Here is a 14,413-nt window from a genome sequence, read left to right on the forward strand (position 1 = left end):
GCGGCCTGGATGCGCTCAGGCGACGCGCGCGGGACCTCAGAGGGTCGCGGCGAACGGGTCGAAGCCCTCCGGAAGGAGCGGCACCGGCGCGACGGTGCTCTCCACGGCCACCGTCTGACCGGTGGCCGCCGACTCCTGCGCGGAGAGCAGGATGTCGAGGACGTGGAAGCCCAGCTCGCCCGACGCGACGTGCGGGCGCCCCTCGGCGATGGCGCGCACCATGTCGAGGGCGCCGAGGCCACGGCCGACCTTGATGTCGGCGTGCTCGATCTCGATCCACTCCTGCTCGAACTTCATGCCGTCGCGGATGACGCCCAGCGGCTTCACGTAGGCGATACGTCCCGCGAACTGGTTCGGGTCCGGGATCACGATGCTGCCCTCGGTGCCGTGGATCTCAAGCACGCCGTGGCGCTCGAGCGAGGAGTCGAAGCTCAGCAGGCTCTGCGCCGACAGTCCCTGCTCGAAGGCGGTCACGATCTGGATCGTGGACGGCACCTCGACGGGGAACGTGGTCCCCGCGTTCGGACCGGTGCGGATCTCGCGCTCCTCGCGCGCCTTCGTGCCCACCGCGGCCACGCGGTCGACCGGACCGAGCAGGCTCACCAGCGCGGAGAAGTAGTACGGGCCCATGTCGAGCAGCGGGCCGGCGCCGTTGGCGAAGAGGAACCCCGGGTTCGGGTGCCACATGTCGGGACCCTGCGTCTGGAACACGGTCTGCGCGAAGAGGGGCCGGCCGATGATGCCGTCCTCGATGGCGCGGCGTGCGGCCTGGAAGCCAGGGCCGAGCAGCGTGTCGGGTGCGGAGCCGATGCGGACCCCCGCCGCCTCCGCTTCGCGCAGCAGCTCGGCGGCGGCGTCCCGGTCGAGACCGAGCGGCTTCTCCGTCCACACGTGCTTGCCGGCGGCGACCGCCGCGCGCGAGACCTCGATGTGCGCGTCCGGCGTCGTCAGGTTGATGACGAAGTCGACGCCCGGGTGGGCGAGGACGTCGTCGGCGGATCCGAACGCCGGGACGCCGTGCTTCTCGGCCTGGGACTGCGCCCGGTCGAGCAGCAGATCGCCGACGATGAGGACCTCCACGTCGGGGAACGCGGAGAGGTTCTCGAGGTAGGTGTCGCTGATGACGCCGACGCCGATGATCCCGATGCCGACGGCGCTCATCGGGCGAGGCCGTTCTCGGTGAGGAACGCGTAGCTCGCCGCGATGTCGGCGAAGACGTCGCCGGGCGCGTTGTCGTACTCGATGATCGCGTACTGCAGAGCGGATGCCGCCTGCAGCGCGTCCGCCAGGGGCACGTCGCCGGTGCCGGCGTGGCGCTGATCGAGGCTGTCGGAGCCGAACTCGCCGGCGTCGGGGGCGAACGGGTTGCTCGCCGGGGCGATGCCGTCCTTGACGTGCACGGCGACGAGACGGTCTCCGAGGCGCGAGACGAGGCCGGGCACGTCCTGCCCGCCGACGAGCGCCCAGTAGAGGTCGAGCTCGAGCACGACGCGCTCGTCGGTGAGGGCGACGAAGCGCTCGTAGGCGCTCTGCCCGTCGAAGTCCGCGATGAACTCCTGCGCGTGGTTGTGGTAGCCGACCTCGAGACCGAAGGTGGCCGCCGTGTCGGCGAGCGCGTTCAGGCGGTCGGCGATGTCGGTGACGCCGTCGAGGGTCAGCCACCGCTCGGTCGGCACGAACGGGTCGATGACGGTCTTGATGCCGACGGTCGCGGCGGCTTCGAAGACGACCTCGGGAGCAGGGGTCGGGATGGAGCCGTCCGGCGTCCACAGCTCGTCCGAGAGGAGCGGCGCGTGGCCGGTGGGCGAGACGAGGCCTGCGGCGTCGAGGGCCGCGCGGATCTCCTCGGGGCGGCGCACGAAGTCGAATGCCTCGACGTTGCGCAGGCCGATCGCCGCGAGCTTGTCGAGAGAACTCCCCATGTCGGCGGAGAACTCCGCCGCGAGGGTGTACAGCTGAACCGAGGTTTCCGGCAGGGCCACGTTGCTTCCTTCCACATCCTGACGAGGGGCATCCGTTGCTGCCCGTTCCCAGATTAGCGGAGAAAACCTCCATGTGGAAGTATTTTCTTCCGGGCGCGGCGAACACCGCTTCGCGCGACACGACGGCAGAGGCGCGAGCGGCGCCCGAACGCCCGGAATGCGCGGCCCGGTCAGCGCCCTGCGACGAGATCGGCGAGCCGGGCGACCGGCGCCGTGCTCTCCCGGCGGGTGCGCGCCTCCGCCCGGTCCGCGGCGCCGTATGCCGCGTAGATCGCGTTCACGGCGAGCCATCGCAGCGGTTCGATCTCCCAGCGCCTGGCGCGGTGTCCGACCCACGGGAGCCGCGTGACGGCGGTGTCGCGGCCGAGCACGAGATCCGCCAGCGTCCGGCCGGCGAGGTTCGTGGCGGTGACCCCGGTGCCGACGTAGCCGCCCGCCCAGCCGAGCCCCGTGGTCCGGTCGTGTCCGACCGTGGCCGCCCAGTCCCGCGGGACACCGAGCACGCCCGACCACGCGTGCGCGATCTCCGCACGCGCCGCGGCGGGGAAGAAGTCGCGCAGCAGCGCGGTGAGGCTCTCGATCGTGCGCGGCTGCGTCGCACCGTCGGAGTCGACGCGCGAGCCGTACCGATAGGGCACGCCGCGCCCGCCGAAGGCGATGCGGTCGTCGGCGGTGCGCTGCGCGTACATGTAGATGTGCGCGTGGTCGCCCAGGGTCTCCCTGCCCTCCCAGCCGATCTCGGCCCAGGTCGCGTCGTCGAGCGGCTCCGTGACGATGAGGGAGGAGTTCATCGGCAGCCAGGTGCGGTGCTCCCCGCGGAGGTCCGCGGTGAATCCCTCGGTGGCGCGCAGCACGTGGGCGGCACGGACCACGCCGCGGGCGGTGCGGGCCTGTCCCGGCCGGATCTCGAGCACCTCGGTGTCCTCGTGGATCACGACGCCCAGCCGTTCCACCGCGGCGGCGAGCCCGCGCACGAGCCGAGCCGGATTCACCCGCGCGCAGTGCGGATGCCAGGTGCCGCCCAGCGCGCCGACGACGCCGATGCGCGCCCGCGTCGCCGCGGCATCCAGCAGCTCGACACCGGAGTCCGGCCAGGCCTGCTCCGCCGAGGCGAACGCCCGCGCCCTGGCCAGCTGCGCGGGGGTGCGTGCCACCTCGAGCTCTCCGCCCTTCACGATGCCGGCGTCGATGCCCTCGGCCGCGGCGACCGCGATGACCTCGTCGACCGTCGCGTCGAGCGCGCGCTGCTGGGCGATCGCGGCGTCACGGCCGTGGGTCCGCACGTACCGGGCGCGACCGCCGGTGACGGAGTTCGTGAGCCAGCCGCCGTTGCGGCCGGACGCGCCGAACCCGGCGAACCGCCGTTCGAGCACGATGACCCGCAGGTCGGGCTGCGCCTTCTTCAGGTAGTACGCGGCCCACAGTCCCGTGTACCCGCCGCCGACGATCGCCACGTCGGCGTCACGGTCGCCGGGCAGCGCCGTGCGCGGCTCCGGCATCCCGAGCTGCTGCCACCAGAACGACACCCCGCCGTTCGCGGTCATGCCCACACCTTCTCCTTCGAAGCGTCAGGGACCAGCGGATGCGGCCGCTACAGCTCGACCGGCGGCTGCGGCTCGGCGTCGGCGACCTCGGGATGGCGGGCGAGGTTGACGATCGCGGCGACGAGGCCGCCCCAGACCGTGACCATCGCGATGATCATCATGATGACGGCGGTGGTGCTCATGCGCCTGCTCCCCTCTGCTCGCCGCCGACGACCGGCGTCGCCGTGGTCTCCGGATCCGCGTCATAGTGCTCGGACGCGAGGAAGGCGTCGTAGTCGGGATCGTCCTTCGCGTGGGAGCGCCCGCCCCACGGCAGCAGCGACAGCAGCACCGCGAGGATCACGAGGGCGATGACCATGCCCCACCCGAACACCCCGAGGAACCAGGACGGATAGCCGCCGTAGGGCTCGGAGAGCTTCGAGATGAGCTCGCTGACGAAGAGATAGCCGAGCACCAGCGGAGCGAGCGCCCCGACCAGCAGCATCCAGAACCGGCCGACGCCGAAGCTCGAACGCCGGTTGAGGTGCTCCCGCAGCGCCGGCAGACGGCGCAGCAGCCACGCCACGACGATCACCGCCACGAGCGCGACGGCCATGATCCCGAAGGCGTTGACGAACGCGTCGGTCGTGTCGAGCACTGCCAGCGCGGTGGTCGTCGAGAAGAGCGCCATCGAGATCACCGCGAGCGGGATCGACACGATCAGGGTGGTGCGGATGCGCCCCCAGCCGAGCTTGTCCTGCAGGGCCGCGACGATGACCTCGAGGATCGAGATGAGCGAGGTGACGCCGGCGAACACCAGGGCCCCGAAGAACAGCACGCCGATGATCGAGCCGCCGGTCGCCTGCGAGACGATCGTCGGGAAGGCGATGAAGGCGAGGCCGATGCCGGAGGACGCGACGCCGGACACCTCGGTGCCCTGCGCCTGCGCCATGAATCCGAGAGCGGCGAACACGCCGATGCCGGCGAGGATCTCGAAGCCGGAGTTCGCGAAGGCCACGACGAGTCCGGAGCCGGTGAGGTCGGTCTTTCGCTTCAGGTACGAGGCGTAGGTCACCATGATGCCGAAGGCGACCGACAGCGAGAAGAAGATGTGCCCGTAGGCGGATGCCCAGACGGCAGGGTCCGCGAGTGCTTCCCAGTTCGGCGTGAAGAACGCGTTCAGGCCGTCCAGCGCCCCCGGGAGGAACAGCGACTGCACGACGAGGATCGCGAACATCACCGTCAGCAGCGGCATGAGGATCATGTTCGCCCGGCCGATGCCGCGCTTCACGCCGAGACCCATGATGACGATGACGACGACCCAGACGACGGCGAGCGGGATTCCGACCTGCGGCACGAAGGCCGTGGAGAGCCCGGCCTCGGCGACGTCGGCCATCTGCAGGAAGTCGGTGAAGAAGAAGTCGTTCTCGTTGCCCGGCCCCCAGGTGAGCTGCGCGGAGAACCAGGTGTACATGCCCGCCCACGCGATGATGACCGCGTAGTAGGCGGCGATCACGACGCAGATCAGCACCTGCCACCAGCCCAGGGGCTCGGCCCTGCGGTGCAGCCGCCGGAAGGCGAGCGGAGCCGAGCCGCGGAAGCGGTGGCCGATCGCGTAGTCGAAGAACAGCAGCGGGATGCCGGCCGTCAGCAGCGCGCACAGGTACGGGATGAGGAACGCGCCGCCGCCGCCCTCGTAAGCGACGTACGGGAAGCGCCAGATGTTGCCGAGCCCGACGGCCGAGCCGATGGCGGACAGGATGAACACGTTGCGGGAGCCGAACGCCTCGCGCTGGGGAGTCTGAGAGGTCGCTGAGGACATGCCTACGACCCTACTCGCGTCGGCATCCGCTCACCTTCTTCGCGTCGGAGAGCGGATGCCGCATCGCGGTCAGCGCCGGGTCTGCTCCGAGCCGGAGAGCCGCTGTGCGAGGTAGATCGGCACGATCGAGACGATGACGAGCACCACGGCGATCACGGCGACGATGGGCGCCTGGTTCGGCCGGAACATGTTGTTCAGGATGAAGATCGGCAGCGTCGTCACTCCGGATCCGGCCGTGAAGGTGGTGACGATGATCTCGTCGAAGCTGAGCGCGAAGGCGAGCAGCCCGCCGGCGAGCAGCGCCGAGCGCAGCTGCGGGAAGGTCACCAGCCGGAACGTCGTCCAGACGCCGGCGCCGAGGTCGGCGGAGGCCTCCTCGAGATTCAGCCCCATCCGGCGCAGCCGGGCGATCACGTTGTTGAACACCGTCACGATGCAGAACGTCGCGTGCGCGATCACGACCGTCCAGATGGACAGCGGCACGCCCATGATCGTGCGGAAGAAGTTGTTCAGGGCGATGCCGGTGATGATGCCGGGGAGCGCGATCGGGAGGATCACCAGCAGCGAGACGGCATCCCGGCCGAAGAAGGCGAACCGCTGCAGCGCGAGCGAGATGAGCGTGCCGAGCACCAGCGCGATCACGGTCGAGATCACCGCCACCAGCACGCTGGTGCCGATCGCGTTCAGTGCGCCCTGGCTCTGGAAGGCGCGGGCCCACCATTCCAGCGTGAAGCCGGGTGGCGGCCAGGACAGCGAGGTGGAGGTCGAGAACGAGTTCAGCAGCACGACCACGAGCGGCAGGTAGACCGCCACCAGGATCACGCCGGTCAGGGCGGCGAGCGTGAGCCGTGCGCCACGGGAGAGTCGCATGCGGGTGCTCCTAGAGGTTGTCGAGCGCACCCGTGCGACGCACGAGGGCGAGGTAGCCGAAGATGATGAGGATCGGGATCAGCGCGATGGCCGCCGCGAGCGGCAGGTTGTTGGCGGCACCGACGTTCGTGTAGACGAGGTTGCCGAGCATCTGGCTCGCGCCGCCGACGATGTTCACGGTGATGTAGTCGCCGAGGGACAGCGAGAAGCTGAAGATGGTGCCGGCGATCACGGCGGGGAAGGCGAGCGGCCAGACGACGCTGGCCAGGGTCCGCCAGGTCTTGCCGCCGAGGTCGGCCGAGGCCTCGAGCAGCGAGTCCGGCACCCGCTCGAGACCGGCGTAGATCGGCAGGATCACGTACGGGAGCCACAGGTACGACAGCGTGATCACGGTGGCGGTGAGTCCGTAGCCGGGGGTGTGCAGGCCCAGAGGCGACAGCAGCCACTCCAGGATGCCGTCCTGCGACAGCACGCTCCGCCAGGCGTAAGCCTTGACGAGGTAGCTCGCCCACAGCGGCATCAGCACCGCGATCAGCAGGATCCGCTGCATCCGCGGCGAGGCGACCTTGGCCATGTAGAACGCGATCGGCAGCGCGAGCGCCACGTCGACCAGCGTGACCAGCAGGGCGACGCCGACGGTGCGCAGGGTGACCGCCTGATACAGCGATCCGGTGAGCACCGTGACGATGTTGTCGAGCGTCCAGTCGATCCGGATCTCGCCCGTGAAGCTGTCCACGGTCCAGAAGGCGGTGATCAGCAGCAGCACGAGCGCGACGATGTAGACAAGCACGAGCCAGAACAGCGGCGCGCTCAGGAGCAGCGCGAGGCGCGCCCGCGGGTGCGTGGTCAGGAAGGACGACACCTGGCGGGCCGGCGTGCGCTTCGGCACGGGCACCGCGCGGGTGGCCGGGGGGACGGAGATGGCGTTCATGGTTCTCTCTCGTTGGCGGACGGAGTGAGCGGATGCCGGGTCAGGAGGGGCGGGCAGCGGATGCCGGGGCGGGGGCTCCGCCCCGGCATCCGTCGTGCATCAGCCCTTGATCTCCTGCCAGGCCTCCGTCCACTTCGCGTAGTCGACGCACTCGACGTCGGTGCGACCGTCGACGCATTCGGCGATCGGCGTCGTCCAGTACCAGATCTGCTCGGCGTACGAGGCGTCACCGGCGTGGTAGGCCTCGCAGTCGTCGCGGAAGTCGCACGCCTCCTGGCTGGAAGGCGCCTCGCCGAAGTACGACGTGGCCTGGGCGTTCGCCTCGGGGCTTGCGATCCAGTCGAGCCATGCGTAGGCGCAGTTCGGGCTCTTCGCCTCGGACGCGATCATCCAGGTGTCCGACCATCCGGTCGCGCCCTCCTCGGGCAGGGTGACGGCGGTCTTGGCGCCGGAGCCCTCGAGCACGTTCTGGATGACCTGCCAGGTGGTGCCGACGACGGAGTCGCCGCTCTCGAACGCCTGGATCTCCTTCAGGTAGTCCGACCAGTACTCGCCGACGTGCTGACGCTGCTCCTTGAGCAGGGCCACTGCCGCGTCGAACTGCTCCTGGTCCAGCGCGTACGGGTTCTCGATGCCCAGGTCGGGCTGGTGCTTCATCAGGTACAGCGCGGCGTCGGCGATGTAGATCGGCGAGTCGTAGGCGGTCACCTTGCCGGTGTTCGCGGCGGCGTCGTCGAAGACCGCGCTCCACGAGGTGGGCGCCTCCGGGAAGACATCGGTGTTGTACATCAGGAGGTTGGCGCCGTAGCCGTGGGGGACTCCGTACGACTGCCCGTCGACGGAGTTCCACGCCTTGTCCTTGAGGAAGTCGAAGATGCCGTCGTAGTTCGGGATGAGGTCGGTGTTCACCGGCGCGACATCCTCGGCGGCGATGAGGCGCAGCGTCGCGTCTCCGGAGGCCGCGACGACGTCGTAGTCGCCGGTCTTCATCAGGTTCACGGCCTCATCGGAGGTGCCGTACGACTTGGAGACGACCTCGCAGCCGGTGAGCTCCTCGAAGCCGCTGACCCAGTCGACCTCGGGGTCGTTGCTGCCGTCCTCGACGTAGCCGGGCCACGCGAGGATCGACACCGAGCCTTCGAACTCGCCGAGCTCCTCGGTCTCGGGGGTGGGGGCGCCGCCGCCTCCGGACGAGGTGCCGCAGGCGGACAGGGCGACGATCGATCCGATCGCCAGGGCGGCGCCTGCGACAGCACGCCGTCCGCGGGTGAGATTCAACATGAGGATTCCTCTCGGTTCTGCTGTGGATACTGCGGAGAAAGCGGCCGGGCGCGCCCGGCCTCCGACCCGGTCATGCGCCGGGCGGGGTCAGCGACACGACGTCGTCGTCGTGCCACGTCACATCGACGACCCGTCCGCGCTCGGCGTCGCCGGAGCCGGAACGGTCGTTGCGTTCGAGGACCGTCACGCGGGGGCCGGCCTCGAGGTCGACGACACGGCGGATGCCGCTGCCGACGTAGATCGATTCGACGACCACGCCGCGGGCCGAGCGGGCGCCGGGCGCAGCGGCGGAGAGACCCGCGAGCGAGAGCTTCTCGGGACGGATCGAGTTCTCGCCTGCACGCCCGAGGATCGCGGCGGACTCGGCATCCGAGAAGAGGTTCGAGGTGCCGACGAAGTCCGCGACGAACCGGGAGGCCGGACGCTCGTAGAGGTCCTGGGGCGTGCCGAGCTGCTCGATCCGCCCGTTGCTGAATACGGCGATGCGGTCGGAGAGCGTCAGCGCCTCCTCCTGGTCGTGCGTGACGAAGATGAAGGTGATGCCGAGGTCGCGCTGCAGCTGCTTGAGCTCGACCTGCATCTGCTCGCGGAGCTTGAGGTCGAGGGCGCCGAGGGGCTCGTCGAGCAGCAGCACCTTCGGCTGCACGACGGTGGCCCTGGCCAGGGCGACCCGCTGCCGCTGGCCGCCGGAGAGCTGCGAGGGGCGGCGCCCCGCCATCTGCTCGAGCCGGACCGCGGCGAGCGCCTTCATCGCCTTCTCCCGGCGCTCGGCGCGCGGGACGCCGCGCACCCGAAGGCCGTAGGCGACGTTGTCGAGCACGCTCATGTGCGGGAAGAGTGCGTAGTCCTGGAAGACCGTGTTGACCTGACGGTCGAACGGGGCCTTGGCGGTGACGTCCTCGCCGAAGAGCTCGATGGTGCCGCTGGTGGGCTGCTCGAACCCGGCGATGAGCCGGAGGACGGTCGTCTTGCCCGATCCGGACGGGCCGAGCATGGAGAAGAACTCCCCCTCGGCGATCTCGAGGTCGACGTGGTCGACGGCCGTCACGGAGCCGAACTCCTTCGTGAGTCCGGTCAGCCGGATGGCGGGTGGTCTGGTGCTGCTCTGCTCTGCCATGGGATCTCCTTCGATGCCGATGGCATTTAATCATATGGATCCATATGTTCAAAAGGGGGTAATCGTGTTACGGTTCTGTCACGGCCGATCGCCCCCGGATCGGCAGGCTCTTCGCAGGGTCGGGAAGGAGCACCGTGCCACGTCGCGCATCAGGTCATCGGGATGCCGCGCGCTCCGTCGTGTTCGCCCCCCTGGAGGGAGCCGGGCGAGCGGAGCTCGTCGAACAGCGGCTCACCGACGCGATAGTGAGCGGCGTCCTGCACGACGGCGAGCGGCTCCCCAGCGAGTCCGAGCTCTCACGGAGCCTCGGCGTGGCGCTCGTCACGGCGCGCGAGGCTCTCGACGCGCTGCGCAGCCACGGCCTCGTACGCACCCGGCGCGGCCGCGACGGCGGCAGCTTCGTGACCTACGACCGCGACACCGCGGCGCGGCTGCTCGACCAGAGGCTGCACGGACACTCCCGGATCGAGCTGCGCGACCTCGCCCTGCACGCGGCGGCGATCGCCGGCATGGCGGCAGAGGTCGCCGCGGACCGGGCGAGCGAAGACGACCTGGAGAGCCTCGAACAGCTGCACGAAGGAGCGGACCTCTCCACCGTGGGCGGCGCGCGCCGCACCGCCGGGCAGTTCCAGCTCGAGGTGGCGGCGGTCAGCCAGTCGCCGCGGCTGGTCCGCGAGGAGGTGCGCCTCCAGGCCGAGGCCGGCCCCCTGCTGTGGATGTCGCTGCGCGATCCTGACATGCGCGAACGCCAGTCGGGCGCGCGCCGCCGGGTCATCGACGCCATCCGCGACGTCGACCCGGCCGGCGCCCGTGCGGCGGCCGTCGCCCCCATCGAAGACGCCCTGGCATGGCTCGTCGATCAGAAGCTGCGCCTCGAGTCCTCACCCGCAGCACCCGCCTCCGCCGTGTCGAAGGAGACACCGAGATGACCACAACCGCCACGGCCGCGCCGCAGATCGCCGACGGCGTCGCCGCCACCCTCGATCGCATCTTCGCCGTCATCGACGGCTGGCGCGACAGTCTGCACGAGGCGCTCGCCGACCCGGCGGCCCGGACGGCCGAGCTCACCGACCCGATCACCCATCGGCTGGTGCTCCCTGCGCTCGAGGACGGGCTGATCACCGGCGCCGGCTTCGTCGCCGCTCCCGGCCTGCTCTCCGACGCGGAATGGCATCTCGCCTGGTGGCTGGCGGATGCCGCGGCATCCGGCCCTCGCCGCCTGGCGACGGTGTCCGATCCGTCGAGCGACATGTTCCGCGACCACACCGCGCTGGAGTGGTGGCGGGTGCCCGCGCGCACGCACGCACGGCACCTCACCGGACCGTACGTCGACTACGTGTGCACCGACGACTACACGGTGACGATCACCTCCCCCGTCATCGAAGACGGGGAGATGCTCGGCGTCGTCGGCGTGGACTGCCTCGTCGACCGGCTCGAGCGAGAGCTGCGGCCGCCGATCGTCGCGCACGGCGGCGCCGCGATCGTGAACGCCTCGAGCCGCGTCGTCACGGCGACCGACGCCCGCCTGGAGACGGGGGCGATCCTGCGGCTCGACGGCCTCGCCGACGCCCTGGCCCCGCTGCGCGAGGCACAGCCCGGCGCCGTCGACATCGCGCTCCCCGGGGACGTGCGGGTGCTGTCCTGCGGCGACACCTCGCTCGCCCTCGTCACCGGGCTCTGACGCCGCGTCCCCTGGAAACTCCGGCGCGAGGAGCGCAGGCTGGACCCATGAGCGCATTCCAGATCACCCACGCGTACAGCGGCTTCAGCGTCGACGACATCGACAAGGCCAGAGACTTCTACGGCAAGACTCTCGGTCTGAAGGTCTCCGACAATCCGATGGGCTTCCTCGACATCGCGCTGCCGCAGGGCGGCTCGATCCTCGTGTACTCGAAGCCGAACCACACGCCGGCGAGCTTCACGATCCTGAACTTCCCGGTCGCCGACGTGGAGGCGGCCGTCGACGATCTCGCCGCGCGCGGAGTCACGATGGCGTCATACCCCGAGCTCGGCACCGACGAGAAGGGCATCGTCCGCGGAGGACCGGGCCGAGGGCCGGACATCGCCTGGTTCACGGACCCGGCCGGCAACGTCCTTTCGGTGCTCGCCGAGGGTTGAGCGGATGCCTGCCTCGCCCGCCGGCATCCGCTCCGCTCACCAGTCGTGGACGGTGCCGTCGGTCAGCCGGTTCGCGGGCAGGTAGGCCTTCGTGTACTCGAAGGCGGAGGCCGCCTCCTCATCGAGCTCGACACCGAGGCCCGGTGTGTCGCCAGGGTGCAGGAAGCCGCGTTCGAACGTGAAAGAGGTCTGGAACACGTCCAGCGTCGTCTCGCTGTGCGGCATGTACTCCTGGATGCCGAAGTTGTGGATGGCGAGGTCGAGGTGCAGCGCCGCAGCCATGCCGACGGGAGAGATGTCGGTGGGCCCGTGGATGCCGGACTTGATGCCGTAGATCGCCGCGAAGTCGAGGAGCTTCTTCATCGCGGTGATGCCGCCGGTGTGGGTGACGGCCGACCGCACATAGTCGATCAGCCGCTCGGTGATGAGAGTCTGGTAGTCGAACACCGTGTTGAAGACCTCGCCGATCGCGAGCGGGGTCGTCGAGTGCTGCCGGACCAGGCGCAGCGCGGTCTGGTCCTCCCCCGGCGTGCAGTCCTCCAGCCAGAAGAGACGATACGGCTCGACGTCCTTCGCGAAGCGCGCCGCTTCGATCGGCGACATCCGGTGGTGACCGTCGTGCAGGATGCGCAGGTCGGTGCCGAAGTCGGCGCGGATGCTCTCGAACACCCCGGGCATGTGCGCGAGGTAGGCGTTCGTGTCCCACACCTCTTCGGTCGGCGCGGTCGCGGCGGTGCCGTCGGCGGCCCGCTTCGCCGGCTCGTAGTCGTACTTGGCGCCCGGCTTGTTGGTGGCGACGCCGTAGATCTGGCCGAGACCGGGAACACCGGTCTGCACCCGCACGGCGGTGAAGCCGCTCTCGACGTATCCGGTGATCGCATCCTTCAGCGCGGCGTAGTCACCGCCGGACGCGTGGCAGTACGCGCGGATGCCGTCGCGGCTGGCGCCGCCCAGCAGCTGGTACAGCGGAACCCCGGCCTTCTTGGCCTTGATGTCCCACAGCGCCATGTCGACGGCGGCGATGGCGGCCATGGTGACAGGGCCGCGACGCCAGTACGGCGAGCGGTAGAGGTACTGCCAGGTGTCCTCGATGCGGTCCTCGTCGCGGCCGATGAGGATCGACGCGAGGTGATCGTCGAGGTAGGACGCGACGGACAGCTCGCGGCCGTTGAGCGTCGCATCGCCCCAGCCGACGATCCCGTCGGACGTGACGATCTTCAGCGTGACGAAGTTGCGGCCGGGGCTGGTCACGTTGACGGTGACGTTCTCGATGGTCATGGGTGCTCCTGTCGAGGGTGTGCGGCCGCCGCGGCGGCGGCCGCACCCGGGGTTCTCATGCGTCGGTGGACGCGGTCACATCGCGGGGCGAGGATCGGTGAGGTCGCGGCCTGTCCACTCCGGCGCGATGATCGCGGCGACGAGGGCGCAGGCGGTGAAGACGCCGAGCAGCACGATGATCGGAACGACGCTGCCGGTCGCCGCGGCGACCCAGGCCGCGGCGACGATCGGTCCGACTCCGGTGGCGATGATCGCGGCGATCTCGCGGACGACGGCGGTGAGCGTGTACCGGTTCCGGGCGCCGAAGATCTCCGGGATCGAGATGTTCTCCATCGACGCGAGGCCGAGCACCGACACATTGTGGATCACGACGTAGCCGACGAAGATCCAGCCGATCTCCTTCGAGTTGATCGCCAGGAGCGTCGGGACGATCAGCAGCAGCGACAGCGAGCTCATCACGATGTACATCCGGCGGCGGCCGAAGAGGTCGCCGAGGTGCCCGACGAGCGGGATCGTGAGGAAGCCGACGAGGGAGGAGACGATGACGACCTCGGGTCCGACGCCCTTCTGCACGGCCAGGGTGACCGTGATGAAGGAGATCAGGTACGTCTGGATGAGCCCCGAGTTGCCTGCCTGGCCGAAGCGGAGCAGGAACGACACGATGACGGCCTTGATCGGCTTGCGCTCCAGCGACTGCAGCGTGCGGATGTCGTTGGTCTCGGTGGCCAGCTGCACCATGTCCTCACGGGACAGGGCGCGCCCGTCGACGACGTCGGAGCGCTCCTCGAAGACCGGGCTCTCCTTGAGGTTGAAGCGCACCCAGAGCGCGAAGAGCATGATCACCGCGCTGCCGATGAACGGGATGCGCCAGCCCCACGCGATGACCTCCTCCTGGACCATGACCGCGAGCAGGATGGCCCAGATGCCGGAGGCGAACAGGGTCCCGCAGTTCGTGCCCAGTGCGACGAGCGATGCCACGACACCGCGGCGGTTGGCAGGGGCGTACTCGGCGAGCATCACGCCGGCGCCGGAGATCTCGGCACCGGCGCCGAAGCCCTGCACCAGGCGCAGCACGACGAGGAGGATCGGCGCGAGCAGGCCGACCTGGCCGTAGGTGGGCAGGAATCCGATGAGGGTGGTGGCCGCGCCCATCAGCAGGATCGTGTAGTACAGCACCTTGCGGCGGCCGATCTTGTCGCCGATGCGGGCGAAGAACACCGCGCCGATCGGACGCGCGACGTAGCCGACCCCGTAAGTGGCCATCGCGAGGACGACCGCCATGCCCGGGTCGCCCGAGGCGAAGAAGACCTGGTTGAAGACGAGGGCGGCGGCCAGCGAGTACAGCTGGAAGTCCATGAACTCCAGCGCGGTGCCGAGCCAGCCGGAGACGGCGGCGCGGACGAGGTCTCCGAGCGAGCGCTGCGCGACGGGCGGGGCCGTCGGAGCAGCCGCTCCGGGGCGGGGGGACGAGCTCATTGTTACTCCTTCGTA

At 69.9% G+C, this 14,413-nt stretch carries 14 protein-coding genes; 3 read left to right on the forward strand and 11 right to left on the reverse strand.

Annotation, left to right across the window (positions count from 1 at the left end):
- Positions 1–36: 36 nt before the first annotated feature.
- From G6G98_RS08170 to G6G98_RS08210, 9 genes are all read right to left on the reverse strand, one after another.
- Positions 37–1,161 carry a Gfo/Idh/MocA family protein gene (locus G6G98_RS08170; protein ID WP_067348663.1) on the reverse strand — a complete coding sequence of 375 codons (1,125 nt, stop codon included), beginning with the start codon at positions 1,159–1,161 and terminating at the stop codon, positions 37–39.
- The gene (locus tag G6G98_RS08175; protein ID WP_164232700.1) at positions 1,158–1,982 is read right to left on the reverse strand and encodes a sugar phosphate isomerase/epimerase family protein; all 825 of its coding nucleotides are present in this window, start codon (positions 1,980–1,982) and stop codon (positions 1,158–1,160) included. The genes G6G98_RS08170 and G6G98_RS08175 overlap by 4 nt, the downstream gene beginning before the upstream one ends.
- A gap of 170 nt (positions 1,983–2,152) precedes the next feature.
- Entirely contained in the window at positions 2,153–3,526 is a 1,374-nt protein-coding gene (locus G6G98_RS08180) for an NAD(P)/FAD-dependent oxidoreductase (protein WP_164232698.1), read from the reverse strand.
- A gap of 47 nt (positions 3,527–3,573) precedes the next feature.
- Positions 3,574–3,708, reverse strand: a complete 135-nt coding sequence (locus tag G6G98_RS08185) for a methionine/alanine import family NSS transporter small subunit (protein ID WP_084788170.1) — start codon at positions 3,706–3,708, stop codon at positions 3,574–3,576.
- Positions 3,705–5,327 (reverse strand): sodium-dependent transporter, encoded by a 1,623-nt coding sequence (locus tag G6G98_RS08190; RefSeq protein WP_067348658.1) that lies wholly within the window; start codon positions 5,325–5,327, stop codon positions 3,705–3,707. The genes G6G98_RS08185 and G6G98_RS08190 overlap by 4 nt, the downstream gene beginning before the upstream one ends.
- A gap of 69 nt (positions 5,328–5,396) precedes the next feature.
- Entirely contained in the window at positions 5,397–6,197 is an 801-nt protein-coding gene (locus G6G98_RS08195) for an ABC transporter permease (protein WP_164232696.1), read from the reverse strand.
- A gap of 10 nt (positions 6,198–6,207) precedes the next feature.
- Positions 6,208–7,128, reverse strand: a complete 921-nt coding sequence (locus tag G6G98_RS08200) for an ABC transporter permease (protein WP_164232694.1) — start codon at positions 7,126–7,128, stop codon at positions 6,208–6,210.
- A gap of 99 nt (positions 7,129–7,227) precedes the next feature.
- Positions 7,228–8,409 carry an ABC transporter substrate-binding protein gene (locus G6G98_RS08205; protein WP_067348652.1) on the reverse strand — a complete coding sequence of 394 codons (1,182 nt, stop codon included), beginning with the start codon at positions 8,407–8,409 and terminating at the stop codon, positions 7,228–7,230.
- Between the two features lie 70 nt (positions 8,410–8,479).
- Positions 8,480–9,526, reverse strand: a complete 1,047-nt coding sequence (locus tag G6G98_RS08210; protein WP_067348649.1) for an ABC transporter ATP-binding protein — start codon at positions 9,524–9,526, stop codon at positions 8,480–8,482.
- 134 nt (positions 9,527–9,660) lie between these two features.
- Between G6G98_RS08210 and G6G98_RS08215 the strand changes: the two genes are divergently transcribed.
- Genes G6G98_RS08215 through G6G98_RS08225 form a run of 3 tightly spaced genes read left to right on the forward strand, consistent with a single transcriptional unit; the run spans position 9,661 to position 11,644 of the window.
- Entirely contained in the window at positions 9,661–10,455 is a 795-nt protein-coding gene (locus G6G98_RS08215; RefSeq protein ID WP_067348644.1) for a FadR/GntR family transcriptional regulator, read from the forward strand.
- Entirely contained in the window at positions 10,452–11,207 is a 756-nt protein-coding gene (locus tag G6G98_RS08220) for a cache domain-containing protein (protein ID WP_164232692.1), read from the forward strand. Before G6G98_RS08215 ends, G6G98_RS08220 begins: the two co-directional genes overlap by 4 nt.
- A gap of 47 nt (positions 11,208–11,254) precedes the next feature.
- On the forward strand, positions 11,255–11,644 hold the full coding sequence (locus G6G98_RS08225; RefSeq protein WP_164232690.1) for a VOC family protein: 390 nt from the start codon (positions 11,255–11,257) through the stop codon (positions 11,642–11,644).
- A 36-nt stretch (positions 11,645–11,680) separates the two neighbouring features.
- Here G6G98_RS08225 and manD read toward each other — a convergent pair whose 3' ends face one another.
- Positions 11,681–12,922 carry a D-mannonate dehydratase ManD gene (gene manD, locus G6G98_RS08230; RefSeq protein WP_067348635.1) on the reverse strand — a complete coding sequence of 414 codons (1,242 nt, stop codon included), beginning with the start codon at positions 12,920–12,922 and terminating at the stop codon, positions 11,681–11,683.
- Positions 12,923–12,997: 75 nt separating this feature from the next.
- The gene (locus tag G6G98_RS08235) at positions 12,998–14,398 is read right to left on the reverse strand and encodes an MFS transporter (protein ID WP_067348631.1); all 1,401 of its coding nucleotides are present in this window, start codon (positions 14,396–14,398) and stop codon (positions 12,998–13,000) included.
- Positions 14,399–14,413: the final 15 nt, after the last annotated feature.

Source organism: Microbacterium hydrocarbonoxydans (genome assembly GCF_011752045.1).
Taxonomy (GTDB): domain Bacteria; phylum Actinomycetota; class Actinomycetes; order Actinomycetales; family Microbacteriaceae; genus Microbacterium.

Coding starts and splice junctions, on each gene's coding strand:
- G6G98_RS08170 (WP_067348663.1), bottom strand. CDS start 1,161: ATGAGCGCCGTCGGCATCGGGATCATCGGCGTCGGCGTCATCAGCGAC.
- G6G98_RS08180 (WP_164232698.1), bottom strand. CDS start 3,526: ATGACCGCGAACGGCGGGGTGTCGTTCTGGTGGCAGCAGCTCGGGATG.
- G6G98_RS08185 (WP_084788170.1), bottom strand. CDS start 3,708: ATGAGCACCACCGCCGTCATCATGATGATCATCGCGATGGTCACGGTC.
- G6G98_RS08190 (WP_067348658.1), bottom strand. CDS start 5,327: ATGTCCTCAGCGACCTCTCAGACTCCCCAGCGCGAGGCGTTCGGCTCC.
- G6G98_RS08195 (WP_164232696.1), bottom strand. CDS start 6,197: ATGCGACTCTCCCGTGGCGCACGGCTCACGCTCGCCGCCCTGACCGGC.
- G6G98_RS08200 (WP_164232694.1), bottom strand. CDS start 7,128: ATGAACGCCATCTCCGTCCCCCCGGCCACCCGCGCGGTGCCCGTGCCG.
- G6G98_RS08205 (WP_067348652.1), bottom strand. CDS start 8,409: ATGTTGAATCTCACCCGCGGACGGCGTGCTGTCGCAGGCGCCGCCCTG.
- G6G98_RS08210 (WP_067348649.1), bottom strand. CDS start 9,526: ATGGCAGAGCAGAGCAGCACCAGACCACCCGCCATCCGGCTGACCGGA.
- G6G98_RS08220 (WP_164232692.1), top strand. CDS start 10,452: ATGACCACAACCGCCACGGCCGCGCCGCAGATCGCCGACGGCGTCGCC.
- G6G98_RS08225 (WP_164232690.1), top strand. CDS start 11,255: ATGAGCGCATTCCAGATCACCCACGCGTACAGCGGCTTCAGCGTCGAC.
- manD (WP_067348635.1), bottom strand. CDS start 12,922: ATGACCATCGAGAACGTCACCGTCAACGTGACCAGCCCCGGCCGCAAC.
- G6G98_RS08235 (WP_067348631.1), bottom strand. CDS start 14,398: ATGAGCTCGTCCCCCCGCCCCGGAGCGGCTGCTCCGACGGCCCCGCCC.